This window comes from Roseovarius halophilus (ex Wu et al. 2025), from assembly GCF_047086965.1.
Genome location: NZ_JBKOTX010000067.1, coordinates 1 through 26,744, shown reverse-complemented (window position 1 = coordinate 26,744; position 26,744 = coordinate 1). Strand labels below are relative to the sequence as shown.

General features: G+C 67.4%; 27 protein-coding genes and 1 pseudogene. 20 read left to right on the top strand and 8 right to left on the bottom strand.

What is annotated here, in order from left to right; genetic code table 11:
- From ACH107_RS14710 to ACH107_RS14665, 10 genes are all read left to right on the top strand, one after another.
- Positions 1-223, top strand: a 223-nt coding sequence (locus ACH107_RS14710; RefSeq protein WP_412506470.1) for a PucC family protein, incomplete at its 5' end; no start/stop codon positions are given.
- 3 nt (positions 224-226) lie between these two features.
- A complete protein-coding gene (locus ACH107_RS14705; protein ID WP_310689952.1) occupies positions 227-1,411 on the top strand; it encodes a geranylgeranyl diphosphate reductase in 1,185 nt (394 codons plus the stop codon).
- Positions 1,408-1,938 carry an isopentenyl-diphosphate Delta-isomerase gene (idi, locus tag ACH107_RS14700; RefSeq protein WP_310689953.1) on the top strand — a complete coding sequence of 177 codons (531 nt, stop codon included), beginning with the start codon at positions 1,408-1,410 and terminating at the stop codon, positions 1,936-1,938. The genes ACH107_RS14705 and idi overlap by 4 nt, the downstream gene beginning before the upstream one ends.
- An 87-nt stretch (positions 1,939-2,025) precedes the next feature.
- The gene (gene bchE / locus ACH107_RS14695) at positions 2,026-3,675 is read left to right on the top strand and encodes a magnesium-protoporphyrin IX monomethyl ester anaerobic oxidative cyclase (protein WP_412506469.1); all 1,650 of its coding nucleotides are present in this window, start codon (positions 2,026-2,028) and stop codon (positions 3,673-3,675) included.
- A gap of 2 nt (positions 3,676-3,677) precedes the next feature.
- On the top strand, positions 3,678-4,286 hold the full coding sequence (gene bchJ / locus ACH107_RS14690; RefSeq protein ID WP_310689955.1) for a bacteriochlorophyll 4-vinyl reductase: 609 nt from the start codon (positions 3,678-3,680) through the stop codon (positions 4,284-4,286).
- A gap of 91 nt (positions 4,287-4,377) precedes the next feature.
- Positions 4,378-5,634: an MFS transporter gene (locus tag ACH107_RS14685; protein WP_412506468.1), complete on the top strand. Its 1,257-nt coding sequence runs from the start codon at positions 4,378-4,380 to the stop codon at positions 5,632-5,634.
- A 176-nt stretch (positions 5,635-5,810) separates the two neighbouring features.
- Positions 5,811-6,305: an Lrp/AsnC family transcriptional regulator gene (locus ACH107_RS14680; protein WP_310689957.1), complete on the top strand. Its 495-nt coding sequence runs from the start codon at positions 5,811-5,813 to the stop codon at positions 6,303-6,305.
- A 191-nt stretch (positions 6,306-6,496) separates the two neighbouring features.
- A complete protein-coding gene (locus ACH107_RS14675) occupies positions 6,497-7,669 on the top strand; it encodes a glycine cleavage T C-terminal barrel domain-containing protein (RefSeq protein ID WP_412506467.1) in 1,173 nt (390 codons plus the stop codon).
- 11 nt (positions 7,670-7,680) lie between these two features.
- Positions 7,681-8,157 carry an OsmC family protein gene (locus ACH107_RS14670; protein WP_310689959.1) on the top strand — a complete coding sequence of 159 codons (477 nt, stop codon included), beginning with the start codon at positions 7,681-7,683 and terminating at the stop codon, positions 8,155-8,157.
- Between the two features lie 60 nt (positions 8,158-8,217).
- Positions 8,218-8,634, top strand: a complete 417-nt coding sequence (locus ACH107_RS14665; RefSeq protein WP_412506466.1) for an acyl-CoA thioesterase — start codon at positions 8,218-8,220, stop codon at positions 8,632-8,634.
- Positions 8,635-8,683: 49 nt separating this feature from the next.
- On the opposite strand, the gene ACH107_RS14660 is transcribed toward ACH107_RS14665, so the two are convergent.
- From ACH107_RS14660 to ACH107_RS14645, 4 genes are all read right to left on the bottom strand, one after another.
- Positions 8,684-9,841 (bottom strand): amidohydrolase, encoded by a 1,158-nt coding sequence (locus ACH107_RS14660; protein ID WP_412506465.1) that lies wholly within the window; start codon positions 9,839-9,841, stop codon positions 8,684-8,686.
- A 37-nt stretch (positions 9,842-9,878) separates the two neighbouring features.
- On the bottom strand, positions 9,879-10,271 hold the full coding sequence (locus ACH107_RS14655) for an MAPEG family protein (protein ID WP_412506464.1): 393 nt from the start codon (positions 10,269-10,271) through the stop codon (positions 9,879-9,881).
- Between the two features lie 90 nt (positions 10,272-10,361).
- Complete coding sequence (locus tag ACH107_RS14650) at positions 10,362-11,138, bottom strand: Bax inhibitor-1/YccA family protein (RefSeq protein ID WP_310691734.1); 777 nt, start codon at positions 11,136-11,138, stop codon at positions 10,362-10,364.
- A 148-nt stretch (positions 11,139-11,286) separates the two neighbouring features.
- Entirely contained in the window at positions 11,287-11,487 is a 201-nt protein-coding gene (locus ACH107_RS14645) for a DUF1127 domain-containing protein (protein WP_310691733.1), read from the bottom strand.
- 114 nt (positions 11,488-11,601) lie between these two features.
- Here ACH107_RS14645 and ACH107_RS14640 point away from each other — a divergent pair, with 114 nt between their 5' ends.
- A complete protein-coding gene (locus tag ACH107_RS14640) occupies positions 11,602-12,507 on the top strand; it encodes a LysR family transcriptional regulator (protein ID WP_412506463.1) in 906 nt (301 codons plus the stop codon).
- Here ACH107_RS14640 and ACH107_RS14635 read toward each other — a convergent pair.
- A complete protein-coding gene (locus ACH107_RS14635) occupies positions 12,452-13,417 on the bottom strand; it encodes an NADPH:quinone oxidoreductase family protein (RefSeq protein WP_412506462.1) in 966 nt (321 codons plus the stop codon). The two genes, ACH107_RS14640 and ACH107_RS14635, sit on opposite strands and share 56 nt — an antisense overlap.
- Before the next feature lie 308 nt (positions 13,418-13,725).
- On the opposite strand from ACH107_RS14635, the gene ACH107_RS14630 reads away from it, so the two are divergent.
- Both ACH107_RS14630 and ACH107_RS14625 read left to right on the top strand, forming a co-directional pair.
- On the top strand, positions 13,726-14,097 hold the full coding sequence (locus tag ACH107_RS14630) for a helix-turn-helix transcriptional regulator (protein ID WP_310691730.1): 372 nt from the start codon (positions 13,726-13,728) through the stop codon (positions 14,095-14,097).
- A gap of 97 nt (positions 14,098-14,194) precedes the next feature.
- The gene (locus ACH107_RS14625) at positions 14,195-14,992 is read left to right on the top strand and encodes an inositol monophosphatase family protein (RefSeq protein ID WP_412506461.1); all 798 of its coding nucleotides are present in this window, start codon (positions 14,195-14,197) and stop codon (positions 14,990-14,992) included.
- Between the two features lie 486 nt (positions 14,993-15,478).
- Here ACH107_RS14625 and ACH107_RS14620 read toward each other — a convergent pair whose 3' ends face one another.
- Entirely contained in the window at positions 15,479-16,852 is a 1,374-nt protein-coding gene (locus ACH107_RS14620; RefSeq protein ID WP_412506460.1) for an L-serine ammonia-lyase, read from the bottom strand.
- A gap of 222 nt (positions 16,853-17,074) precedes the next feature.
- On the opposite strand from ACH107_RS14620, the gene rpiA reads away from it, so the two are divergent.
- The 7 genes from rpiA (at position 17,075) to ACH107_RS14585 (ending at position 24,468) form a co-directional block, all read left to right on the top strand.
- A complete protein-coding gene (gene rpiA, locus ACH107_RS14615; protein WP_412506459.1) occupies positions 17,075-17,857 on the top strand; it encodes a ribose-5-phosphate isomerase RpiA in 783 nt (260 codons plus the stop codon).
- 194 nt (positions 17,858-18,051) lie between these two features.
- On the top strand, positions 18,052-19,407 hold the full coding sequence (gene gor, locus ACH107_RS14610; RefSeq protein ID WP_310691726.1) for a glutathione-disulfide reductase: 1,356 nt from the start codon (positions 18,052-18,054) through the stop codon (positions 19,405-19,407).
- Between the two features lie 83 nt (positions 19,408-19,490).
- Positions 19,491-20,726: an FtsH protease activity modulator HflK gene (hflK, locus tag ACH107_RS14605; protein ID WP_412506458.1), complete on the top strand. Its 1,236-nt coding sequence runs from the start codon at positions 19,491-19,493 to the stop codon at positions 20,724-20,726.
- Positions 20,726-21,622, top strand: coding sequence for a protease modulator HflC (gene hflC / locus ACH107_RS14600; protein WP_412506457.1), 897 nt, complete (start codon positions 20,726-20,728; stop codon positions 21,620-21,622). The genes hflK and hflC overlap by 1 nt, the downstream gene beginning before the upstream one ends.
- A gap of 276 nt (positions 21,623-21,898) precedes the next feature.
- Positions 21,899-23,281 (top strand): Do family serine endopeptidase, encoded by a 1,383-nt coding sequence (locus tag ACH107_RS14595; RefSeq protein WP_412506471.1) that lies wholly within the window; start codon positions 21,899-21,901, stop codon positions 23,279-23,281.
- A gap of 174 nt (positions 23,282-23,455) precedes the next feature.
- Positions 23,456-23,779: a 2Fe-2S iron-sulfur cluster-binding protein gene (locus tag ACH107_RS14590; protein WP_310691723.1), complete on the top strand. Its 324-nt coding sequence runs from the start codon at positions 23,456-23,458 to the stop codon at positions 23,777-23,779.
- Positions 23,776-24,468: an FG-GAP repeat domain-containing protein gene (locus tag ACH107_RS14585; protein ID WP_412506456.1), complete on the top strand. Its 693-nt coding sequence runs from the start codon at positions 23,776-23,778 to the stop codon at positions 24,466-24,468. The genes ACH107_RS14590 and ACH107_RS14585 overlap by 4 nt, the downstream gene beginning before the upstream one ends.
- Here the strand turns inward: ACH107_RS14585 and ACH107_RS14580 are convergent.
- Complete coding sequence (locus ACH107_RS14580; protein WP_412506455.1) at positions 24,465-26,405, bottom strand: cation:proton antiporter; 1,941 nt, start codon at positions 26,403-26,405, stop codon at positions 24,465-24,467. The genes ACH107_RS14585 and ACH107_RS14580 overlap by 4 nt on opposite strands.
- A gap of 39 nt (positions 26,406-26,444) precedes the next feature.
- Positions 26,445-26,744 (bottom strand): annotated as a pseudogene (locus tag ACH107_RS14575) (hypothetical protein); the annotation flags it as partial.

The window sequence follows — 26,744 nt, the reverse complement described above, 5'->3', positions numbered from 1 at the left end:
GGGCCTCTGGGGCGCGGCGCAGGCCATTGCGGCCGGCTTCGGCGGGCTGCTGGGCGCCGGGGCCGTGGACATCATGCGCCTGCTGCTGGTGCAGGACGCCCGGGCCTTTGGCGCGGTCTTCCTGTTCGAAGCGGCGCTTTTCGTGCTTGCGGCCCTGATGGCGCTGCGGGTGATCGCACATACCCAGGGCCGCAACGCGCCCCTGGCCGTTCCGGGGGAATGAGGGATGCCTGAGTTCGATGTTGTCGTTGTGGGGGGTGGCCCCAGTGGGGCCACGGCCGCCGAGGATCTGGCGCGGTCGGGGCATCGCGTCGCGCTGCTGGACCGGGCCGGGCGGATCAAGCCCTGCGGCGGGGCCATCCCGCCCCGGCTGATTGCGGATTTCGACATCCCCGAGGATCTTCTGGTGGCCCGGATTACCACCGCGCGCATGATCGCCCCAAGCGGGCGGCGGGTGGATATCCCGATCGAGAACGGCTTTGTCGGCATGGTCGACCGCGAGGATTTCGACGAATTCCTGCGCAGCCGCGCCGCCGGCGCCGGGGCGACGCGCCTGACCGGCACCTACCAGTCCATCGACCGCGACGGCGGCCACCCGCGCGTTCACTATCGCGATCGTGACAGCGGCGAGACCCGCAGTCTATCGGCCCGGCTGGTCATCGGGGCGGACGGGGCGCGGTCCAACGTGGCCAGCGACGAGGTCGAGGGCGGCGACCGCATTCCCTATGTCATCGCCTATCACGAGATCATCGAGGCCCCCGGCCCGGTGGGCGACTATCACCCCGACCGCTGCGACGTCGTCTATGACGGGCGCATCTCGCCCGATTTCTACGGCTGGGTCTTTCCGCATGGCGGCAAGGCCAGTGTCGGCATGGGGTCGCTCGTCAGCGACGTGAACCTCAAGCAGGCCACCGCCGATCTGCGCGCGGCGAGCGGGCTCGCCGACTGCCCCACGATCCGGCGCGAAGGTGCGCCGATCCCCCTGCAACCGCTCGATCGCTGGGACAATGGTCGCGACGTGGTGCTGGCCGGCGATGCCGCCGGGGTCGTCGCCCCCAGTTCGGGCGAGGGGATCTATTACGCCATGGTCGGCGGGCGCGTCGCCGCCAGCGCCGCCGCCGCCTGCCTGAAAACCGGACGCGCGCGCGACCTGCGCCTTGCCCGGCAGTTGTTCATGCGCGAACACAAGACCGTCTTTCGCGTGCTGGCCAGCATGCAGAAGGCCTACTACCGCTCGGACGAGCGGCGCGAACGCTTTGTGTCGCTGTGCCATGACGTAGACGTGCAGCGCCTGACCTTCGAGGCCTACATGAACAAGGCGCTGGTCCGGGCCCGGCCCATGGCCCACCTGCGCATCGGGCTGAAGAACCTGGCGCATCTGACGCGGCTGGTGCGCCCGGAATTCATATGAGCGCGCCTCCCGAGGCCGCGACGATCCCCGCCTGGCGGGGCGGCGAGCTGGTCGCCGTGGACAAGCTGCAGGTGCACCGCGAGGGGCTGCGGCACAAGGCGGTCTCGGTCTTCGTGCAATGCGGCGACGAGTTGCTGCTGCAGCGCCGGGCCCTGGGCAAGTATCATACGCCGGGGCTTTGGGCGAATGCCTGCTGCACCCATCCGCACTGGGGCGAGGCCCCGGGCGAGTGCGCCGCCCGCCGGGTGGCCCAGGAACTGGGCCTGAGCGGGCTTGACCTGGACCACAAGGGCCGGGTCGAATACCGCGCCGATGTCGGTGATGGCCTGATCGAGCACGAGGTGGTGGATCTGTTCCTCGCGCGTCTGGCCGCCCGGCCTGTCGTCACCCCCGACCCGGACGAGGTCATGGCCGTGGACTGGATGCCCCTGCGCCAGCTGGCGGCCGCGGTGCAGCGCCGCCCCGAGGCCTACACCCCCTGGCTGCGCATCTACCTTGACCGGCACGCAGGCCAGATTTTCGCCTGACTGGGCGGAGCTGGCAGCGCCGCTTTGACTCATGTCAATTCAAGTTGACAGCATCGATGTCATCCTTGTTTCAAACAAGGAGGCGACATGCGACTGGTTCTGATTCACCCCAACTATCATTCCGGCGGTGCCGAGATCGCCGGCAACTGGCCCCCGGCCTGGGTCGCCTACCTGGCCGGTCCGCTCAAGGCCGCGGGCTACACCGACATCCATTTCATCGACGCCATGACCCATGACATCGGCGAGGCCGAGCTTCATGCCCGCATCGCCGCGCTGAAGCCCGATATCCTCGGGGCCACCTCGATCACGCCCTCGATCTACAAGGCCGAACGCGCGCTCGAGATCGCGCGCGCCGCCGCCCCGGATGCCGTGACGGTGCTGGGCGGGGTCCATGCCACCTTCATGTACAAGCAGGTCCTGTCCGAGGCCCCGCATATCGACGCCATCGTGCGCGGCGAGGGCGAGGAGGTGTTCCTCGATTTCGTCCGCGCAGTCGAGGATGGCCGTTGGCAGAGCGCCCGCAAGTCGATCAAGGGCATCGCCTATACCCAGGGCACCGAGATCGTCGCCACCCCGGCCGCGCCGACGGTCAAGGATCTGGACGCGATCACGCCCGACTGGTCGATCCTCGACTGGGAGAAATACATCTACATCCCGCTGAAAACCCGGCTGGCAATCCCCAGCCTGGCCCGTGGCTGCCCGTTTACCTGTTCCTTCTGTTCGCAATGGAAATTCTGGCGCGATTACCGCGTGCGCGACCCGCAAAAGGTGGTCGATGAGATCGAGGACCTGGTGGAAAACCACGGTGTCGGTTTCTTCATCCTCGCCGACGAGGAACCCACTATAAACAAGAAGAAATTCACCGAGTTCTGCGAGGAACTGATCCGCCGTGGCCTGCCCGACCGAGTGAAATGGGGCATCAACACCCGCGTTACCGACATTCAGCGCGACAAGGACATGCTGGGCCTGTGGCGCGAGGCGGGGCTGGTGCATATCAGCCTTGGCACCGAGGCGGCGGCGCAGATGAAGCTCGATCTGTTCAACAAGGAGACGAAGGTCGAAGAGAACAAGGAGGCCATCCGCCTGCTGCGCGAGGCCGACATCTTCACCGAGGCGCAGTTCATCGTCGGGCTCGACAACGAGACCGAGGAAACCCTGGAAGAGACCTACCGCTTCGCCCGCGACTGGAACCCGGATCTGGCCAACTGGACGATGTACACCCCCTGGCCCTTCACGCCGCTGTTCCAGGAGCTGCGCGACCAGGTCGAGGTGTTCGACTTCGAGAAATACAATTTCGTCACCCCGATCATGAAGCCCGAGGCGATGGATCGCGCCACCCTGCTGGACCGGGTCATGCACAACTATCGCCGCTTCTACATGATCAAGGCGCTGTTCCATTACCCCTGGCGCGGGCGGGGCTTCCGGCGCAAGTACCTGCTGGGCTGCCTGCGGGCCTTCGCCAAGGCCGGTTTCGCGCGGACCTTCTACGATCTGGGCAAGGTCGGCTACTGGGGGCCGCAGTCCAAGGACAAGGTCGATTTCCAGTTCGACGAGACCCGCCAGATCGCCGAGGCGCAGATGGCCGACTGGGACGCCATGGCCGACCGCAAGCGCCGCGCGGCCGAGCGCAAGGCCAGCGTGCGCGACCAGATCAAGGCCGAGAAGGCCCGCGTCGCCGGGCATGGCGCGGCGGACGCGGGCGTGCCGCGGCTGGACCGAACCACCCCGGCGGAATAGTGATGCAGCCCGCCACCGCCCATCATGTTGGGCCCAACGCGATCCTGCAGACGGTCGAAGCGCTGCAGGCCCTGGCCGCGCCGGGCGTGCTGGGCCGGATTTGCACGGCCGCCGGGATGCCGGGGCTTGCCGGGAACCTGCCCGACAGGATGGTGCCCGCGCGGGACGCCCTGCGCCTGCACCGGGCGGTGGCCGAGATCCTGCCCCCGGACATGGCCGAGGCGGTGGCCCGTGATGCCGGCCGACGGACGGGCGAATATATCCTCGCGCACCGCATCCCCGCCCCGGCGCAAGGGCTGTTGCGCCTTCTGCCCCGACCACTGGCGGGGCCGATGCTGCTGGGGGCGATATCCCGTCACGCCTGGACCTTCGCGGGCGATGCGCAGGTCTCCTGGGCCTGGGGCCGGACGCCCGAATTCGTGATCCATGACAATCCCATGGCGCTGCCCGGCTGCCCTTGGCATTGCGCCGTTTTCGAGACGCTGTTTCAACGGCTTGTCGCGCCGGGCATCATGGTCGAACACACCGCCTGCTGCGCGGCGCATGGCCCCGTCTGCCGCTTTGTCCTGCACACCGCGCGCCGGCCGCAGGGGCGCACTTGGGCAGCGTAGCCGCCCGCCCCGGCGGCGGGGCCGGGCCTTTACCCGCGCGGCAAAGAGCCTTAGTCCTCGCGCAGCGCGCCGAAAAACCGCGAGGCCCGGGATGGTGACAGTTCTCTTGCGCGTCTGGGCCCTGCTCTTCGGCGTGCTGCTGATCATGATCGGCAACGGCATGCAGTCCACCCTGATGGGCGTGCGCGGCGGGCTGGAGGGGTTCTCGACCTTCGAGCTTTCGGTCGTCACATCGGCCTATTTCGCGGGCTTCCTGATCGGCTCGCGGCTGGCCTCGACCCTGATCCGTGGCGTCGGCCATGTACGGGTCTTCGCGGCGCTGGGCTCTTTCATGTCGGCGGGCCTGATCGCCTTTCCCATGATCGTGGAGCCCTGGGCCTGGGTGCTGATCCGACTGCTGCTGGGGTTCTGTCTGTCCGGCGTCTATGTCTCGGCTGAAAGCTGGCTGAACGACAAGGCGACCAACGCCACGCGCGGGACCATCCTGTCGGGCTACATGCTGGCCCAGACCTTTGGCCTGGTCGGCGGGCAGGTGCTTGTCGGCGTCACCCCGGCCGAGACCTTCGCCGTCTTCGCGGTGGCGTCGATCCTGGTGTCGCTGTCCTTCGCCCCGATCCTGCTGTCGGCCAGCCCGGTGCCGGCCGCCGACAACATCCAGCCCATGAGCCTCGCGCGGCTCTACCGGACCTCGCCCCTGGCCACCGTGGGGACGCTGCTGCTGGGCGGCGTCTATGCCGCGCAGCTCGGCATGGCCTCGGTCTACGGCAGCGCAATCGGGCTGCCGACCGGCCAGATCACGACCTTCGTGGGCGCGATCTTCTTCGGGTCCATCGTGTTCCAGGTGCCGGTCGGCTGGCTGTCCGACCTGATCGACCGCCGCTTGCTGATCCTGGGCGTGGCCCTGATCGGCGGCGCCTCCAGCCTGGCGCCCTGGGTGTTCGGCCCAGCCTTCGCGATGCTTCTGTTCAGCGGCTTCATCATGGGCGGCATGGCCTCGCCGCTCTATTCGCTGCTGATCGCCTATTGCAACGATTACCTCGCGCTCGAAGACATGCCCTCGGCCTCGGGCGGGATGATCTTCATCTATGGCCTCGGGGCCATCGTGGGTCCGCTCGTCGCGGGGCGGATGATGGATCTTGTCGGTAACAGCGGCTTCTGGATATTCATCGCGGGCACCTTCCTGGCCATCGCGGGCTGGTGCGCCTTTCGCATGACGGTGCGTGAGTCCCCGTCCGTGGGCGCGGCGGGCGATTACGTGTCGCTGGCACCGACGGCCTCGGAACTGGTGGTCGCGGCGGCGACCGAGTGGTCGGCCGAGCAGGAGGACGACGCCGACGGCGACGCCTGACCACAAGCGTGGAGTCGATCCAGTGGCCGGCATTGCCGTGCGGTTGACGCTGGCACCCTGCAATGCGTCGCAATTCCGATTGGCGCGGGCCGACGGCGGCCCTATTCTGTATTACGCAGGCGGGCCGTGTTTCCGCCCGGCCCCTGCGCATCGGTCAATCGACAGGACGGCAACAGATGCGAGAACGACAGGGGCTCGATGCGACGGATATCCGCATTCTCAGCGCCGTCCAGGCGCATGGCCAACTGAGCAAGACCAGGCTGGCCGAGATCGTGAACCTGTCGCCGACGCCCTGTTGGGCGCGGCTGAGCCGTCTGCGCGCGGCGGGCTACATCCGCGGCTATCATGCCGACATCGCGCTGGAACGGGTGATCGACGCCACCCGCGTGGTCGTGATGGTGTCGCTTACCCATCACCGCAAGGTCGATTTCGACCGCTTCGAGGCGCATGTCAAAGTGGTCGACGAGATCATCAACTGCGTCTCGACCGGCGGCGGGGTCGACTACGTCATGACAGTCGTGACCCCGGGCCTGAGTGCGTTTCAGGCCCTCATGGACGATCTGCTATCGGCCGAGTTGGGGATCGACCGCTACACCACCTATTTCGCGACCCGCCTGATCAAGGCCGAACAGCCCAACCTGGCGCGGCTGGTGTCGCAAAGCCGACGATAAGGTTTGCGACATCCCCGTGTCGCGTTCGGGCGATCGGGTCCATACGGTCCTCAAAGCGTTCAAACCAAGCCCGCATGGTCTGCGCAAGCCCCGCAATAAAGGCCGCACGGTCACCTGGAACACATTACATGCGCAGAGAGCGCAGACGCGCCCCGGCGGAGGAGCCGGCGCGCGACACCAGGGAGGACGACATGATGCAATCGCAGGACTTCGGCTTCGGAACCCAGATCCGCAAATCGCCATACTTCGATGCCACTGTGCGTTGGGGCGCGCAGGGGTTCTCGGTTTACAATCACATGTATATCCCGCGCGACTTCGGCGACCCCGAACAGAACTTCTGGACCCTCGTGAACGACGCGATCCTCTGCGACGTGGCCGTCGAGCGCCAGGTCGAGATCACCGGCCCCGATGCCGCGAAATTTACCCAGATGCTGACCTGCCGCGACCTGTCGAACATGGCGGTGGGGCAGTGCAAGTACGTGCTGATCACCAATGCCGAGGGCGGCATCCTCAACGATCCGATCCTGCTCAAGCTGGCCGAGGATCACTTCTGGCTGTCGCTGGCCGACAGCGACATCCTGCTCTGGGCCCAGGGCGTGGCCGTGCATTCGGGGCTTGATGTCTCGATCTGCGAGCCGGATGTCTCGCCGCTGCAACTGCAAGGCCCGAAGTCGGGCGAGATCATGCAAGAGCTCTTCGGCCCCGAAATCATGGACCTGCGCTATTACTGGTTCCGCGAGATGGAGCTGGACGGAATCCCGCTCATCGTCTCGCGCACCGGCTGGTCCAGCGAGCTGGGCTATGAAATCTACCTGCGCGATGGCGACTACGGCGATGCCCTGTGGGAGCGGATCATGGCCGTGGGCATGCCCATGGGCCTCAAGCCCGGTCATACCTCGACCATCCGCCGGATCGAGGGCGGGATGCTGTCTTACCATGCCGATGCCGATATCCATACCAACCCCTTCGAGCTGGGCCTGGACCGGTTGGTCAACCTGGACATGGAGGCCGACTTCATCGGCAAGTTCGCCCTGCAGCGCATCCGCGACAACGGTGTCACCCGCAAGCAGGTGGGGCTGGTGCTGGAGGATGAGCCGATGGCCAGCCCGAACACCGCCTTCTGGACCGTCTTCAACGGGGGCGAAATTGTCGGCAAGGTGACCTCGGCGGTCTATTCGCCGCGCCTTGAAAAAAACATCGCGCTGGCCATGGTCGCGGTCGAGGCCGCCGAGCTGGGCACCGTGCTGCAGGTCCGCACCGCCTCGGGCGAAACCACAGCCAGGGTCGTGGAAAAACCCTTCTTCGACCCGCGCAAGAAGCTCGCCGCCGAAACCGCGCCCAAGCCCGCCCAGATCAACGCGTAAGGATCACTGGCATGTCCGACCTCGCGATCGAGCTGCACTGGCAGCGCGCCGAACCGGCCTTGCAGACGGGCAGGTTCTCGAATGCCCATGCGGTGCAGTACAACAGAACCCACGAAGTCCAGGTGGACGCCGCCCCCGATTGGGGCGGTGATCCCGACCACACCAACCCCGAGCAGGCCCTGGCGGCGGCGCTGTCGAGTTGCCATATGATGACCTTCCTCGCGCTTTGCGCCAAGGCGGGCTGGCCTGTGGCCAGCTATTACGACCATGCCGAGGCGCATCTGGGCAAGACCGCCAGCGGAAAAATGGCGGTCACGCGGATCGACCTGAACCCGGTGGTGCGGTTCGACACCGGCTTTGACGTCGCGCCGGAAAAGCTCGACGAGATGCAGCACCGCGCGCACCGCTATTGCTTCATCGCCAACACACTGGCCGAGAGCGTGCAGATCAACGTCACCCGAGGCCCGCGCGCAGGGCAGGCGGCTTGACCCTGGCGCGCGTTGCGCATTCACTGGCCCGCACCGGTGGCGCGACGAACGGAGGAGACCTTGGCCGAGACATTCGAGCTTCTGAGGGCCGTGGTGCATCCCTGGCACCTCGATCATTTCGGGCACATGAATGTCCGCCACTATGCGCCCTTCTTCGATGACGCGGCCTATCACATCTGGACGCGCGCGGGGCTGCCCTATTCGACCATGCTCGTGGCGCATGGCGTGCATTGTGTGACGGCGCAGGCGACCACGCGCTTCGCAAAGGAACTGGTCGCGGGGGATCTGATCGTCGTTCAGGGCGCCCTGGCGCGGCTGGGCAACAAGAGCGTCACCTTCGCGCTGGAGATGCGCCACGCCGACACTGGCGAACTGCACGCCTCCCAGGAGATTGTCGAGGTCTTCTTCGACCCCGAGGCGCGCGTCTCGACCACGATGCCCGCATCCGTGCGCAGCCGGCTCGAAGCCCTGTTGTAGGCCCCGCTGCCCTGATCCGTGACATGCCGATTGGCGGTCCGGGGCCGTGTCAGGTCCGCGCCGGGCCGAGGATGCGATCGACGATCCCGGCCAGCAGGTCCGCCGCCTGCGGGATCAGGGCGTCGGGGAAATCGTAGTCGGAATTGTGCAGCTGGGGGTGATCCGTTCCGGCCCCGATATAGAGCAGGGTGGCGCGCGCCCCGTCGATGCCGAAGTGGCCGAAATCCTCGGACCAGCGCATCGGGACCGTCATCTCGTGGCAGTGCCGGCCCTGCACCTGCGCGACCTCGCGGGCGATTATGGTGGCCTCGGCGTCGTTGACCACGGCCGGAAAAACGTCGTGCCAGTGGTGCCGAACATCAAGCCCGCTGGCCTGGCGGGCCACCAGGGCCTCGGCCTCGGCCACCAGGGTGGCCATCCGCGCATCGTCGCGGCTGCGCAGCGTCGCGCGCACCTCGCCCTCACCCGGGGCGATGCCGAAACTGGGCGCGCCCAGCCGGGCGTGGGTCAGGGTGATGCGGGCAAAGTCAGGCGTGTCGATCGCGCCGCCGCCAAGCGCGGGAAGCTGCTGCATCAGGGCGGCCATGGCCTGCCCGGGCGAGACCCCATCCTCGGGGGTGGCGGCATGCGAGCTCTCGCCTTGCAGGCAGATCTGCATCCCGCGCGAGGCGCAATTACCCGGACCGGGGCACAGGCCGATCTCGCCCAGTGGACGGCCCGGCACGTTGTGCCAGGCAAAGGCGAAATCCGGGCGCAGGTCGGGCCAGCGCGGGTCCGCGATCACCGCCTTGGCACCTGCACCGGTTTCCTCGGCAGGTTGGAACAGCAGGATGACGCGCCCCCAGTCCGGACGCCGGATCAGGTGGCGGGCGACGCCCAGCAGTGTGACCATGTGCCCGTCATGGCCGCACAGGTGGCCCCGGCCATCGGTCGTAGATCGGTAGGGCCGGGAGCCGGTTTCCTGGATGGGAAGCCCGTCAAGCTCGCAGCGCAACAGCACGCTCGGGCCGGCCCCGGCGCCGCGGAATTCCGCCGCGACCCCGTGCCCGCCCAGGCCCTGCCACAGCCGGTCGGGGCCAAATGGTGCAAGCGCGGCGGTGATGCGCCGGGCGGTGGGGCCTTCCGCGCCCGACAGGTCGGGGTGGCGGTGCAGGTCCCGGCGAAGTGCGGTCAGCTGGGCGATCTCGTGTTCAGCCGGGGTTTGCATGCTGTCCTCGTGGGAATCACCGTTCGGCGCGGGACCGTCAGGATACCAGCGCAACCGCAAGCAGCGCCAGGAGCAGCCCCTGGGCGGCGAGCGTGGCGAGCATCCCCCAGAAACGCAGCCGCCAGTGCAGCCCGTGCCAGGCGAAATAGGCCCCGTGCATGTAGCGGCCCAGCGTGAAGAGCGCGGCCGTGACCGCCAGTGCCAGGATTGGCGCGCCCTGCGCCTCGGCCAGCGCGCAGAGGATCAGGGCCATTGGCATCTGCTCGGCGGCATTGGCCTGGCCCCGAATGGCCTTGGTCAGCGCCCGGTCACCATTGTCGCCCAGAATGACGCTGTTGCGGCGGCGGTAGAAGATCACGCGCGCGGTCAGCGCCAGCAGAAGCCCCCCGTTCAGCAGGGCGGCGATCGAGGTGATGGGCAGGTCGGTCATGCGGTCACGCTAAGCTGCACAGGTGGCGAATAAAAAGGGCCGCCCCGAAGGACGGCCCTTGAACGTTGCGTCAGCCGGTGGGGGGGGGGGTTATTCCCGCCCGCCCAAGAGTTGCAGCAGGAACATGAACATGTTGATGAAGTCCAGGTAGAGGCTCAGCGCACCCATGATGGCGGCCTTGCCCAGCCACTCTTGGTCGCCCTGCGCGGCATGGGCGATGTAGGTGTTCTTGATGTTCTGCGTGTCATAGGCGGTCAGGCCCGCGAAGATCAGCACGCCGAGAATCGAGATGGCGAGGGACAGACCCGGCATCGGCCAGATCAGGTTGACGATCATCGCCCCGATCAGGCCGATCACGCCCATGATCAGGAACGACCCCCAGGCAGAGATGTCCTTCTTGGTGGTGTAGCCCCAGAGGCTGAGACCGGCGAAGGCGATCGAGGTGATCAGGAAGACCTGCACGATCGAATAGCCGGTGAAGACCAGGAAGATCGAGCTGATCGACACCCCCATGGTCAGCGCGAAGGCGTAGAACACCAGTTGTGCCGTGGCCGCCGACATGCGGTTGATCATCGCCGAGAAGCCGAAAACAAAGGCCAGCGGTGCCAGCATGACGACCCAGCGCAGCGGCGATGCGTAGATCGCCGACCCCAGCCCGGTCAACAGGGTTCCATTCTGCATCTGAGCTGCGGCTTGCGACGGGTCTTGCGTGACAGCGAGCCCGGAAATAGCCCATGCGGCGGCAAATGTGATGAGCATGCCCACGGACATCGTGCCGTAGACCTTGTTCATATGGGCGCGCAGACCTTGGTCGATCTCTGCCGTCCGGACACCGGCGCCAGCGCGGACAGTCTGATAGTCAGCCATTCGTTTCCTCCAACGGTAACTTCCCTAGCCCGGTCGCCGATCCGGCGCGGGTCTCATGAAGAATATCGGCGTTGGGGCGGCGCTTTTCAAGGGAAACCGGTGTCGGGAGGCAGTGTTTCTGTCAGCAGCCACAGCGACGGCCCGGCGGTCAGCGCGGCAGGTCCCAGACAGGGCGGCTGGACTCGCGCAGAACCTGGGCTTCCGTCAGGCCCAGGTCGGCGAGCCGGGCCGGGTCCAGCGCGGCCAGGGCGCGGCGCTGGCGCCAGACCGCGACCATGGTGGCCAGGGCAAGACGGAGGCCGCGCGGGGCCGCCATTGGATGGGTCGGGGCGTGGGACAAGGTCGCCATGACACGTCCTTTCGTGATGATGGGTCGAAAATGAATCAGGGTACTTGATATATGGCGCGAGTCGGCGCATCTTTGAAATGAATGATTGGCCGACAAACCATAACGGAACGTGATATGCCCCGGAATCTGGACCTGACCGCCCTGCGCTCTTTCGTGACCGTGGTCGATTCGGGCGGCGTGACCCGCGCCGCCGGACTGTTGCATCTGACCCAGTCGGCGGTCTCGATGCAGCTCAAACGTCTGGAAGAGGGGCTGGGCCTGCGCCTGCTCGATCGCTCGGCCCGCCAGATCGGCCTGACCGGCGAGGGCGAGCAACTGCTCAGCTACGCGCGGCGGATGCTGGCGCTCAACGACGAGGCGGTGGGGCGGCTGACGGCCTCGGACTACGAGGGCGAGATCACGCTGGGCGTGCCGCATGACATCGTGCCGGGCTACATCCCCCAGGTCCTCAAACGCTTTGCCGCTGATTTTCCGCGGATGCGGGTGAATTTCCTGTCCTCGAATACCCGCGCGCTGTTGCAGCAGTTCGACCGGGGCGAGGTGGACATGATCGTGACCACCGAAGAGGGCTGCGGTGCGGGCGGCGAGACGCTCGCCGAGGTGCCGCTGGTCTGGGTCGGTGCGCCGGGCGGACGGGCCTGGAAAGAGCGGCCCCTGCCCATCGCGCTGGAAACCCAGTGCATTTTTCGTCCCAGCGTCCAGCGGCGCCTGGACGCCGCCGGGATTGCCTGGTTGATGCGGGTCGAGACCGGCTCGACCCGGACGGTCGAGGCCACCGTCAGCGCCGACCTGGCAGTGCATGCCATGCTGTCGGGGTTCTGGGTGCAGGGCACCGAACCGGTGGACCATGGCGGCGCGCTGCCCGACCTCAAGGCCTACTCCATCAACCTTTACCGTGGCCCGGGCGGGCTGGGCGAGGTGGAGCAGGCGCTGGCGGGCTACCTGCGTGATACCTATGGCGCGCTCATGCAGACGGCGGCACAACCACGACCTTCCCGGTCGATCGCCGCGATCGGATAAGCTCCAGCGCCTCGCCGGCGCGCGCCAGCGGCAGGACATGGCTGACATGCGGGCGTAGGCGGCCGGCGGCATACCAGTCCATCAGCGTGGCCAGGCTGTCGGTCAGGGCTTCGGGGGCGAATGACAGATAGCCGCCCCAGTAGAAGCCGATCACGTCGATATTCTTGACCAGCAGGCGATTGGCCGCAACCTGCGGCACATCCCCGCTGGCAAACCCGATGGCGATCACCCGGCCTTCGCGGTTGGTGGCCCTGAGCGCCGCGCTGAAGGCTGCCCCGCCCACTGGGTCATAGACCACATCGGCCCCGCCAAGCGCCTTGATCTGCGCGGTCAGGTCCGCGCCCGCGTCGATAAGGTGATCCGCCCCGGCCGCACGGGCGGTTTCCAGCTTGTCGGCGCCGCGCGCCACGGCGATGACCCGCGCGCCGATGGCCTTGCCGATCTCGACCGCTGTCAGGCCCACACCCCCGGCGGCGCCCAGCACCAGAAGCGTCTCGCCCTGTTGCAGGCGCGCCCGGCGGGTCAGCGCCAGATGCGAGGTGCCGTAGGCGACCTGGAACCCCGCAGCCTGTTCGGCGGGCATGTCCGCTGGCACTGCGCGGCAAAGCACGGCCGGAAAGACCCCCTGTTCGGCCAGTCCGCCATGGCCGCCGAAGACCGCGACCCGCGTGCCGATCGCCGGGCTGTCGACTCCGTCGCCATGGGCGCGGACGATGCCGCAGACCTCCATCCCCAGGGTGAAGGGCGGGGCGGGCGTGTCCTGATACGTGCCCTGCGCCATCAGCATGTCGGCGAAGTTGAGCCCGCAGGCGGCGATGTCCAGTAGCACCTCGCCCGGGCCCGGCCGGGGTGCCGCGATCTCCTCGATCTGTGGCGGGGTGTCGAAGCGGGTCACTCGGAATGCGTGCATGTTAGGCCTTTCGGGCGAGAATCGCGCGGTGCTAAGAATAACCCCGGGGCTGCGGCAGGCCAACGGGCAGCGCAAAATTGCCCATACGAAACAGCGGCCTCTCCAAAAGTACAGGGACCGGGCCGGGCGAACCTGTCTTTAAGGTCAGGGTCGGGCGTGCAACCCTTGCGTGTCTCTCGGTGGGCGGGTTTCGTTGGCACGTAATACGCGGAGCTGGAGGCGCTGCACCGTGTCGCAAGGGTCCGTGAACGGCGGGTCGCGCGGCCGAAGCAGGGCCCGTCCGCCAAGAGGGAACAAGGAAAATGACGATGAAGCACCCCGTTGACGTGCATGTGGGCAAACGTATCCGGCATCGCCGCTGGATGACAGGCACTACGCAGCAGCAGCTGGCCGATACTGTGGGTATACGGTTTCAACAGATTCAGAAGTACGAAACCGGCATGAACCGCGTCAGCGCCTCGCGGTTGTGGGATATCGGCCGTGCTCTGGGGGTGGACGTTGCCTTCTTTTTCGAGGGCTACGACGGCGATCTCGCCGAGGTGCCCGGGGCCACCGATCTGCCCGGCGACGTTCTGGCCGACAAGGAGGCGCTCGATCTGCTGCGGTCCTACTACGCGATGCCCGAGAACCAGCGCCGCCGCCTGTTCGACCTGGCTCGCTCGCTCAGTGACGCGGCCTGAGACGTCGCGCCGGGGGCCGGGACGCCGGCGGTTCGGCTTGACCGGGCCGCCCCGGCCCCGTTAGGCCACTTCACGGCAGGCTGGCGAGGGGGGGCCCATGGATATTGATACATCCGAATTCGAGGTCCTGTGGGCCTGTGCCCGCGCCATGGCCGATGCGGCGCGGATCGAGACCCTGCGCCATTTCCGCATCGGCGTGGCCAGTGACAACAAGCAGGAGGGCGGGTTCGACCCGGTGACAGAGGGCGACCGCGCGGCCGAGCGCACCATGCGCGCGGTGCTGGCCGAGCGCCGCCCCGACGACGCCATCCTGGGTGAGGAATACGGCGCGACCGAGGGCACGACGGGCCTGACATGGGTGCTGGACCCGATCGACGGCACCCGCGCCTATATCTCGGGCACGCCGACCTGGGGGGTTCTGATCTCGGTCAATGGCCCCGAGGGCCCGATCATGGGCCTGATCGACCAGCCCTACATCGGCGAACGCTTCGAGGGCGGCGCGGGCCTGGCGGTCATGACCGGGCCCATGGGCACCGCGCCGCTGCGCACCAAGGCCACGCGCGATCTGTCCGAGGCCACGATCTTCACCACCTTTCCCGAGGTCGGCACCGAGGCAGAGCGTGCCGCCTTTCACGCGGTGGCCCGACGCTGCAAGCTTACGCGCTACGGCATGGATTGCTATGCCTATGCCCTTCTGGCCGCGGGCCAGATCGACCTGGTGATCGAGGCCGGATTGTCCTCCTATGACATCTCCGCCCCCATCGCGGTGATCGAGGCCGCGGGCGGGATCGTCACCGACTGGCAGGGCGCCAATGTGCATGCGGGCGGCAACACCCTGGCCGCTGCCACCCCCGAGTTGCACGCGGCGGCCTTGAAGGCTCTCGCAGACCCATAGCGCCCCCCCCCCCAACCGAGGATGCGAATGTCCTTGCGCCATGATCGAGACGGTGATGCCTAGTCAGGGTACGCCGCTGATACTTGACGGCGATGAACAGGCAATTTGCAGGGCGGCGACACCAACACCTTTTACGAGCACAACGAGGTCGGCTGGGTTGGGTGGGGCGCCGCCGACGCCGATTTCCGGGCCGTCTGGCACCGCATCATCGCCTGTCGCGCGCCTGCCCCGGTTATGCGGCAAAAGCGGGTCGGCCGCCCCATGCTCGAGGAGGACATGTGCGAGCCGGACCTGCGCTGCTGGGTCGTCGAGACGCGCATGGCCCGCGGCACTTCCGGCCAGTGCGCCGGGCCGGGGCGGTGTGACCATCGCGCAAACGACCATCGCGCAAACAGCGTGGTGGCCTGCGAACGGTCCGCGATAGCGATCCCAAGGGGCAGGCACGACAGGTGGGCCGGGCACCCGCTTGACCGCCCCGTCGCTTCTTCAGCAATTGGGGATATTCACCGCTAGACCGCCGAGGGCGGTTTCCTTGTATTTCTCGCTCATGTCCGCGCCGGTCTGGCGCATGGTCTCGATGGCGGCATCCAGCGGCACGAAATGCTGCCCGTCCCCGCGCAGCGACAGAGAGGCCGCGGACACCGCCTTGATCGCCCCCAGCCCGTTGCGTTCGATGCAGGGCACCTGCACCAGCCCGCGCACCGGGTCGCAGGTCATGCCGAGGTGATGTTCCAGCGCGATCTCGGCGGCATTCTCGATCTGCGCGGGCGTGCCGCCCAGCACGCCGCACAGCCCGGCGGCGGCCATGGCCGAGGCGCTGCCGACCTCGGCCTGACAGCCCGCCTCGGCCCCCGAGATCGAGGCGTTGAACTTGACCAGCCCGCCAATGGCCGCCGCCGTCAGCAGGAAGTCGGGCACCCGGGCGCGGCTGGCGCCGGGCACATGGTCCAGCCAGTAGCGGATCGTGGCGGGCACCACGCCGGCCGCGCCATTGGTCGGCGCCGTGACGACCTGCCCGCCGGCGGCGTTCTCCTCGTTCACGGCCATGGCATAGGTGGAAATCCAGTCGTTGACGATGTGCGGCGCGGTCAGGTTGCGGCCGTGCTCGGCCAGCAGGGCCTGGTGAATGGCGCGTGCCCGGCGGCGTACGCGAAGGCCCCCGGGCAATTCGCCGTCACCCGCCAGGCCGTGGTCGATGCAATCGTTCATGACCTCCCAGATGCGGGCCAGGCCGGCGTCGAGGTCGGCGCCTGGCATCCGGCTGAGTTCGTTGCGCCGCTTCATCTGCGCGACGCTCAGCCCGGACTCGGCGGCCATGTCCATCATCTCGGCGGCGGATTTGAAGGGGAAGGGCACCGGCGGGCCATCATCGGTGTCGCGGCCCCGGGCCAGTTCGTCCTCGGTCAGCACGAAGCCGCCGCCGATGGAATAATAGGTGACCTGCGTGATAACGTCGCCCTGGGCGTCGCTACCCTTGAGGATCATGCCGTTGGCATGGCCGGGCAGCGGCGGGCCGTAGTCGAACTCGAGGTCCGTGTCGGGATCGAAGGTCAGCGCGTTCAGCCCCTCGGGCATCACGGTCCCTTCTGCCGCGATGCGGGCCAGTTCCGCCTCGGCGCGCGCGGCGTCATAGTCATCGGCGCGAAAACCCGCCAGCCCGAGGATCGTGGCCCGGTCGGTGGCATGGCCGACCCCGGTGAAGGCCAGGGAGCCATGCAGCGAGGCCTTCAGCCCGGCCACGGAGAAGGGCTGCGCGCGCAAGTGATCGAGAAACCGCGCGGCGGCGACCATGGGCCCGATCGTGTGCGAGGACGAGGGGCCCACGCCCACCTTGAACATGTCGAAGACGCTGAGGAACATGTCTTGTCCTTTGTTTGCCCTGCGGTGTGCGGCCCACCGGCGTGTGCAACAGAATAAGGCCGAACGCGCGGGGTTGGGGCCTGAATGCGACGCATTGCCCCTCGCCGCCGCCGATCTGGCACGCCGCCAGCCTGGTGTGGGGCGGTCCAGCTGGACGCGCCTCTCGCCAGGCGGCCCGACGCGGCCTATAAGGGCGCGAGTCACGTCACAGGAGCCGTCCCAATGCCCGAGTTGTCGCCCCTCGAGACCGCCAAGGCCGTCGCGGCCCGGCAGGCTGCGGAACACGTCGAGGACGGAATGCGCGTCGGCCTCGGGACCGGCTCCACCGCCGCCCACCTTGTCAACTGCCTGGGCGAGAAGGTGGCCGGCGGGCTGTCGATCCGCGGCGTTCCGACCTCGACGCGCACGGCCGAGCTGGCCCGCGAAGCGGGCATCGAGGTGATTTCGCTCGACACCGCGAAATGGCTGGACCTGACGATCGACGGGGCTGACGAATGCGACGGTCAGGCCAACCTGATCAAGGGCGGCGGCGGGGCGCTGCTTTATGAAAAGATCGTCGCCGCGGCCAGCGACCGGATGGTGGTGATCGCCGACGCGGGCAAGCAGGTCGAGACGCTGGGCGCCTTTCCCCTGCCCGTGGAGGTGATCCCCTTCGGCTGCCAGACGACCCGGACGCTGGTCGAGGAAACCCTGAGCGTCATGGACGTGCTGGGGCGCAGCACCGCGTTGCGGATGAATGGCGATGCTCCCTATCGCACCGACGCGGGTAATCACATCCTTGATCTGCATCTCGACCGGATCGGCAATGCCAGGCAGTTGAGTCTGGCCCTCAACCAGATCCCCGGCGTGGTGGAAAACGGGCTGTTCCTCGACATCTGCGACGTTGTGGTGATCGGCTACGGCGACGGGCGGGTCGAGCAGCGCGACATCAACGCGGGCACAGTCACCGAGGCACGCCACGATTTCATCGAGACCGACAACCTGTTCAAGGATATCGGCGACTGACCAGATTGTGCGGGCTGCGCCCGCGCAGGTTTGCCGGTGCCTGGTGGAACCCGTGGGGCGATATGGGCGGGGCATTGCGCCGCGTGTCCGAACGGCGGACCTGAGTTTATTTGCCAAGATGAAGAGGGCGCCGCGCACTGGCCATTTGCCGAGTGCTGTGTTTTACACCACCCGCAGATGGACAAGAGGATCCGATGAGCGATTTCGACTATGATCTCTTCGTGATTGGCGGCGGCTCGGGCGGGGTGCGCGCGGCGCGCATGGCCGCACAGACCGGCGCCCGGGTCGCGCTGGCCGAGGAATACCGCCTGGGCGGCACCTGCGTGATCCGCGGCTGCGTGCCCAAGAAGCTGATGGTCTTTGCCAGCGAATACCGCGAGATGGTCGCCGATGCCCGCGCCTACGGCTGGGACATCGGTGCGGGCACGTTTGACTGGCCCCGGTTTCGCGGCCAGCTGGATGTGGAGCTGGACCGGCTCGAGGGGGTCTATCGCGGCTTGCTGGACGGCTCGGAGGTGACGGTACACGATGGCCGGGCCCGCATCACCGGGCCGCATGAGGTCGCCGTGAACGACACGACGGTCTCGGCCAAGCATATCCTGGTGGCGACCGGTGGCCGGCCTGCCTTGCCCGAGATGGAGAATGCCGAACTGGGCATCACCTCGAACGACATCTTCAAGCTGGAGGCGCTGCCCCGCAGCATCCTGATCGTCGGCGGCGGCTACATCGCCTGCGAGTTTGCCTGTATCCTGCACGGGCTGGGCGTCGAGGTGACGCAGTTCTATCGCGGCGCGCAGATTCTGCGCGGCTTTGATGGCGAGGCGCGCGGTCTCGTCTCTGAGGAGATGCAGCAGCGCGGCGTCGATCTGCACCTTGGCACCAACGTTCTGGACATGGCGCCCGAGGGTGAGGGCATCCGCGTCAAGGCCACGAATGGCACCGAACGCGTCTTCGACAAGGTCATGTTTGCCACCGGGCGCACACCGAACACCGAGGGCCTCGGGCTCGAGCAGGCCGGCGTGGCGCTTGGCCGCCGCGGCGAGGTCCTCGTGGACGCGTATTCGCAGACCCGGGTGCCGTCGATCTACGCCATCGGCGACGTGACCGACCGGGTGCAACTGACCCCGGTCGCGATCCGCGAGGGCATGGCCTTCGTCGACACGGTCTTCAAGGGCCAGCCCACCCCGGTAGATCATGCGCTCATCCCCTCGGCCATCTTCACGCAGCCCGAGATGGGCACCGTCGGCCTGTCCGAGGAAGAGGCGCGCGAGGCCGGGCCGATCGAGGTCTACTGCACCTCGTTCAAGCCGATGAACACCGCCTTTGCCGGGCGGCCCGACCGGGTTCTGATGAAGCTGGTGGTCTGCGCCGAGACGCGCCGGGTGCTGGGGTGCCACATTGTCAGCCCCGGTGCGGGCGAAATGATCCAGCTTGCGGGGATCGCGGTGAAGATGGGCGCCACGAAAGAGGATTTCGACCGCACCGTGGCCGTGCATCCGACCATTTCCGAGGAACTGGTGACCATGCGCGCACCGGTTCGGACCGCTTGAAAAGCCGGGGCCAAGGCCCACATGATAATGCAATGAAACGCGCCCCGTGACGGGGCGATGGCAACAAGGGAAACTTTAACCGGATGGCTGGAAACAACCAGGGCCCCTGGGGGGGCGGCGGTAGCGGCGGCGGCGGCGACGACCGCAACAACGGTGGCGGCGGGCGCAGACCCGGCCAAGAGCCGCAGATGCCCGAATTGGACGAAATCGTGACCAAGACCCGCGACCAGCTGCGCGTGCTGATGGGCGGCGGTGGCGGCAAAGGTGGCAACCAGTCCGGCGGGGGCGGCGACGGGCCGCAGATCTCGCGCGGAATGATCGGTCTGGGGGTCGCGCTGGCCCTGGTGGCCTGGCTCACGGCCAGCTTCTACACGGTCCGGCCCGAGGAACGCTCGGTCGAGCTGTTCCTGGGCGAGTGCATCGAACCCTGCGTCGGCCAGCCGGGCCTGAACTTCGCGCCCTGGCCGATCGTCACCGCCGAAGTGTTGCAGGTGACGCGCGAACAGGTCATCGAGATCGGCGAGGAAAACGTGCCGGGCAACCTGAGGTCGAACCGCGATACCGACCGGTCTGTGGGGTCCGACACCGGCCTGATGCTGACCGGGGACGAGAACATCGTCGAGATCGGGTTCCAGGTCGTCTGGAACATCACATCGCCGGATCGTTACCTGTTCAACCTGCAGAACCCGCCCGAGACGATCGAGGCGGTTGCCGAATCCTCGATGCGCGAGATCATCGCGCAATCGCAGCTGGCCAACCTGAACCGTGAACGGGCCGTCCTGCGCGACCGGTTGCAGGAGGCGGTGCAATCCACGCTCGACGAATACGACGGTGGCGTGAACATCATCCGCATCAACCTGGATCAGGCCGACCCGCCGGCGACCGATGTCGACGTGATCAACATCGACGGGGAATCCGAAGTGACGTCGCCGCTGTCCGCCTACCGCGACGTGCAGGACGCCGAGCAGGAGCGCATCCAGCTGCAGAACCGCGCCGATGCCTATGCCAACCGTGTCACGGCCGAGGCGCGTGGTAGCGCGGCTGAAATCCTTGAAGGCGCCGAAGGCTATCGCGCCCGGGTCGTCAACGAGGCCCGCGGTGAAGCCGCGCGTTTCGTCAGCGTGCTGGAAGAATTCCAGCAGGCGCCCGACGTGACGCGCGAACGCCTGTACCTGGAAACGGTAGAGGAGGTCTTCGGCCGCTCCGACCTGATCCTGCTGGACGAAGGCGGACAGGGCCAGGGGGGTGTCGTGCCCTACCTGCCGCTCGACCAGCTGCGGCGCCAACCCACCGACCAGACCACCGGAGGGTCTAACTGATGCGCAAACTTGTCTATATTCTCCCGATCCTGCTGATTGTCTTTGTCGGGATCCTGAGTTCGATCTTTGTCGTGGACGAGCGTGAAAAGGCGCTGGTGCTGCGCTTCGGGCGGGTCGTCCAGGTCAAGACGGAACCGGGTCTGTCGTTCCGCGTGCCCTTCCTCGACCAGGTGGTCAGCTATGACGACCGGATCATCTCGATCGACATGGCCGAACAGGAAGTCATCCCCGATGACGACCGCCGCCTGATCGTGGACGCTTTCGCGCGCTATCGGATCGACGACGTCAACCAGTTCCGCGAGGCGACCGGCGCGGGCGGCGACATGGCGATCACCGTCGCGGACAACCGTCTGGAGCAGATCCTGCGGGCCACCACCCGCCAGGTTCTGGGCTCGGTCAGTTCCGATGAAATCCTGTCGCAGGATCGCGACGCGCTGATGCTGCGCATCCGCAACGGGGCGATCGCGGAGTCGAGTGAACTGGGCCTGACGGTCGTGGATGTGCGGCTCAAGCGCACGGACCTGCCGCCCGAGAACCTGGCCGAGACCTTTCGCCGGATGGTGTCGGAACGCGAACGCGAGGCCGAGGACGAACGCGCAAGGGGCCGTGAAGCCGCGCAACGCATCCGCGCCCAGGCCGACCGGACCGTGGTCGAGCTTGTCTCGGACGCCGAACGCGAGGCCCGCATCATCGAGGGTGAGGCCGATGCCGAGCGCAACAAGGTTTTCGCCGAGGCCTTCAACCAAGACCGGGAATTTTTCGAGTTCTACCGGTCACTCGAAGCCTATGGGAAAGCCCTTCAGGAGGACAGCACGCGGCTGGTGCTCAGCCCCGATCATGCGTTCTTCGACTACATGCGCTCGCCCAGCGGCGCCCCCGCGGCCCCGCAGGAGTGAGCACGGCGAGATATCGGACAAAAGGGGCGGCCACGGGTCGCCCCTTTCGCGTTTCGCCCTCACGAAATCATGACTGGCCCGGGTTTGGCGTTGCGCTGCCGGGTACGGGGCTTACATTTCACAGCAACGGCGGTCGGCCCGCGGCCGCGTGAGCAAAGCAGGAAAGGAGATGTCGACGTGAAGACCTCCAGAGCAATCGCAGTCGCCCGGACCGGCACAGGGTCCGGGATCAGCACCCTCAAGGCGGCGCTTCTGGCGCTTCTTCTGGGCGCGGCCATGGTGCTATCGCAAGTCAGCCCGCTGGCGGCACAGGATCGCCCGGAGACCTTCGCCGACCTGGCCGAGCAGGTCAGCCCCGCGGTGGTGAACATTACAACTGCCACCACCGTCGCGGACAACACCGGCCCGCAGGGCATCGTGCCCGAAGGCTCGCCCTTCGAAGATTTCTTCGAGGAATTCAACGAGGGCCAGCCGCGCCGCTCCTCGGCGCTCGGCTCGGGTTTCGTGATTTCCGAGGACGGCTTCATCGTGACCAACAATCACGTCATTGAGAACGCCGACGAAATCATGATCGAATTCTACCCGGGCGGCGAAGAGATGCTTCAGGCCGAATTGGTCGGCACCGACCCGAACACCGACATCGCCCTGCTCAAGGTCGAGGCGGATCGGCCGCTGCCCCATGTCGATTTCGGCGACAGCGATGGCGAGACCGCCGAGGTTGGCGACTGGGTCATGGCCATGGGCAACCCGTTGGGCCAGGGGTTCTCGGTCAGCGCCGGGATCGTCTCGGCGCGCAACCGCGAACTGGCCGGCACCTATGACGACTACATCCAGACGGACGCGGCCATCAACCGCGGCAACTCGGGCGGGCCGCTCTTCGACATGAACGGCGATGTCATCGGTGTGAACACCGCGATCCTGTCGCCCAATGGCGGCTCGATCGGAATCGGTTTTGCCATGTCCGCGGCCGTTGTCACCAACGTGGTGGACCAGCTCAAGGAATACGGCGAGACCCGCCGTGGCTGGCTGGGCGTGCGCATCCAGGACGTGACGCCGGACATGATCGGCGCAATCGACGGGCTGGATGAACCGCAGGGCGCCATGGTCACCGACGTGCCCGAGGGCCCGGCGCGCAACGGCGGTGTCGAATCCGGCGACATCATCCTGACATTCGACGGGGTCGACGTGGATGATACCCGCGAACTGGTCGGCGTGGTCGGCAACAGTCCGGTGGGCAAGAATGTTCCGGTGGTGGTGCTGCGCGACGGCGAAACGCGCGAGTTGACGGTCGAGTTGGGCCGCCGCGAGACGGCGCAATCCGCGGCCTTCCCCGAAGACGAACAGCCCGAACCGACCGAACCCGCCACGGCCTCGATGCTGGGCATGACCCTGTCCGAGATCACCGAGGACATGGCCGGCGAACTGGGCGTCGAGCCCGGCAAGGGCCTGGTCATCATGGAGATCGACTCCGAGAGCGAAGCCGCCTCCAAGGGGCTGCGGGCCGGGGATGTCATCACCGAGGCCAACCAGTCTGCTGTCGCCTCGGTCGAGGGTTTCGAGACCCGCGTGGAAGAGGCCCGGGATGCGGGGCGCAAGTCCATGCTGATGCTGATCCGCCGGGCGGGCGAGCCGCGCTTCGTGGCCCTCGCGCTGGAGTGACTGGCGCGAAAGCCGCGTGACGAAAGGGCACCCCGCGAGGTGCCCTTTTTCATGCGCCCGAGCCTTGGTTCCGGACGGGGACGGGTCGCCGTCACTTTTCCCGGCAATTGGACTGGCGAAGTCCCGGCACAACCCCTAGGTTTCCGGCGACACAGCACAAGAAAAGGGTAAGGCATGGCGAAGATCACCTATATCGAGCATGGCGGCAAAGAGCATGTCGTCGACGTGGCAAACGGGCTGACCGTGATGGAAGGCGCGCGCGACAACGGCATCCCCGGCATCGAGGCCGATTGCGGCGGCGCTTGTGCCTGTTCCACCTGCCACGTCTACGTGTCGCCCGACTGGGTCGAGAAACTGCCGGCCCGGGACCCCATGGAAGAGGACATGCTCGATTTCGCCTATGAGCCCGATCCCGAACGCTCGCGCCTGACCTGCCAGCTCAAGGTCAGCGACGCGCTGGACGGGTTGGTGGTGCAGATGCCGGAAAAGCAGATTTGATCCGCGCGGCGCTGACGGTGGCCCTGATGGCCGGACCGGCCGGCGCCGAAATCACCGGCGCCCGCTACGCAGAGCCGACCTCGGCCTACGGGCATGGCGCCGTTGCGGGCGGGGAATACGCGTGCCTGATCGTCGAGAATGCGCAGGACAGCCACGGTGTCACCTGGGAAAACGCGGTGTTCGAGGACACCGCCCCGCGGCTGGCCGATCTTGACGGCGACGGCACGCTCGAGGTTGTCGCGGTTGTCAGCGGGTTCCGGACCGGCGCGCGCGTCCAGGTGGTGGATCTGGTGAACGGCCGGCCGGCCGCGGTGGCGTCGACGGCCCCCATCGGCCGGCGTCACCGCTGGCTGGCCATCGCCGGGATCGCCGATCTGGATGGCGACGGCCGGTCCGAGGTCGCCTATGTCGACCGCCCCCACCTGGCCCGCACACTGCGCGTCGTCGAAGTCCACCGGTCCGGCGAGGCTTGGCAGATCACCGAGGAGGCCGCCGCGCCGGGCCACACCAACCATCGCTACGGCGCGCCCGACATCGAGGGCGGTGTTTTTGACTGCGGCGAGGGCCCCGAGATCATCACCGCCGATGCCGACTGGACCCGCGTGCAGGCCACGCGCCTGAAGGACGGAGCGCTCACCACCCGCGACCTGGGGGCCTATACCAGCCCCGACAGCCTGCGCTGCCGCTAGTCGTCTTTCTGTGCGGCATCTTCTTGTGCGGGCGGCCCGTCGGGTGGGCGGCCCCCGGCGCGGCTTCGCATCCGTTCGGCCTGGTCCAGGGCCTCGGCCAGACGCGCTTCGAGTTCCCGGTCGGCGCCACGGGCGCGCGCGACATAGGCCGTGTTCCGCGAGATCGGCACATCGGGGTCCCAGAGCCGGGCCAGGTCGCGCAGCAGGCGCCGGTCGTGGCGCGAGAAGGTCATCTCGGCTTCGGCGGCCTCGTGATCGGTCAGGCCGAGGTTTTCCAGAACGTAGCGGCCCGCCCGCAGGGAACTGTCGAAAAGCTCGCGTACGATGTCGTCGGCGCCGGCGGCGTAAAGCTCATAGACATGCACCCGGTCGCGGGCGCGGGCGACGATGTGAATGTCCGGCCGGTGGCGCCGCGCGTAGGACACAAGCCGCACCGACGACACCTTGTCATCGAGGGCCACGACCAGGACCTTGGCCTCGTCCAGCCCGGCGGAATGCAGGATGTCGGGGCGCGTTGGGTCACCAAAGAAACCCTTGAAGCCGAACTGCCGCATGGTCTGAACCGTGGACAGGTTGCCGTCCAGCACCACCGTGGAATATCCCGTGCTTTGCACCAGGCGGTTGACCACCTGCCCGAAGCGCCCGATCCCGGCGATGATGACAAGGCCGGTCTCGTCGATCTCGTCGGCCTCGGGCGCGGTGATGTGGTCGTGCTTTGCGGCGCGCCGGGCCATCCCTTCGTAGAGGATGAACAGAAGCGGCGTCGCGAGCATGGACAGCGCGACCACCAGCAGCAGTTCGGCCCCCAGGGCCTGCCCCACCACGCCCTGTTGCAGCGAGAAGGACAACAGCACGAAGCCGAATTCCCCGGCCTGCGCCAACCCCAGCGTGAAAAGCCAGCGGTCGCGCCCGCGCAGGCCGAAGCCCAGCGCCAGTGCGAAAAGCACCAGAAGCTTGATCGCGATGACCGCCGCGGTGAGGCCGAGGATGCGCAGCGGTGCCGCGGCCAGGGTGCCAAAGTCGATCCCGGCGCCCACGGTGATGAAGAAGAGCCCCAGCAGCAGCCCCTTGAAGGGCTCCAGGTCGCTTTCCAGCTCGTGCCGGAATTCGGAGTTGGCCAGCACAACCCCGGCCAGGAATGTGCCCAGCGCGGCCGAGAGGCCGACCAGCCCCATCAGCGTGGCGATGGAGACGACCACGAAGAGCGCAAGCGCCGTGTACATCTCGCGCAGGCGGGCCTGGTGGATGTAGCGAAAGAGCGGCCGCGTCAGGTAGATGCCCGCCAGGATCACCGCCGCCACGGCGGCGATCGTCACCAGCGTGACCCCCCAGGCCGGCAACCCCTCGACGAGGGACAGGTCGCCGCCGTGGGGCTCGGCTCCGGCCTCTCCCGCGCGCTGCACAGAGCCATCGGGGGCCAGGGTCACGGGTTGGCGGATCGCCAGCAGCGGCAGCACGGCCAGCATCGGGATCACAGCGATGTCCTGGGTCAGCAGCACCGAGAAGGTCGCGCGTCCCCCGGTGGTCTTCATCAGCCGCTTCTCGGTCAGGGTCTGCAGCACGATGGCGGTGGAGGACAGCGCGAAGATCAGCCCGACAGCCAGCGCCGTCTGCCAGGCCAGTCCGGTGAGCCAGAACAGCGCGGTCAGCAGCCCCGTCGACAGCCCGATCTGAAGTCCGCCCATGCCGATCAGCCGGTCGCGCATGGCCCAGAGGGCACGCGGCTCCAGTTCCAGCCCGATCAGGAACAGCATCATGACGACGCCGAATTCCGCGATGTGCTGCAGGTCCTGCGCCTCGGCGCCCAGAATGGGGGCGACAGCGACCCCGGCCAGCAGATAGCCCAGCACCGAGCCCAGCCCCAGTCGTGCGGCCATCGGCACGGCCAGAACGGCCGCGCCCAGCAGGATCGTGGCAAGCAGGAGGGTTTCAAGCATGGCCCCAGCCTTTCCCGGCGGGGCGGGATTTGCAAGCGGTCAGCCGCCCACCTCGAGCCTGACCTGCCGTCCGCGCTTGGCATATATCAGCGCGCTGGACCCGATGGCCTGCACCCGCCCGCCATCAAGCCGGTTGCCCACGGTCACGCGGGTGAGTTGCCCGTTGGACAGGCGCACCAGCGCGCGGCGGTCGTCCGAGGAGCCATAGACCCCGATCAGGTTCACCCGGCGCAGGTTGATCGCGCCCTCCTCGGTGGCCGCGCGGGCGACGCTGGCTGTGGTCGGGCCGCTGGGCCGGGCCGGTTCCGCCACGGCCGGGGCGGGCTGGGCATTGGCGAC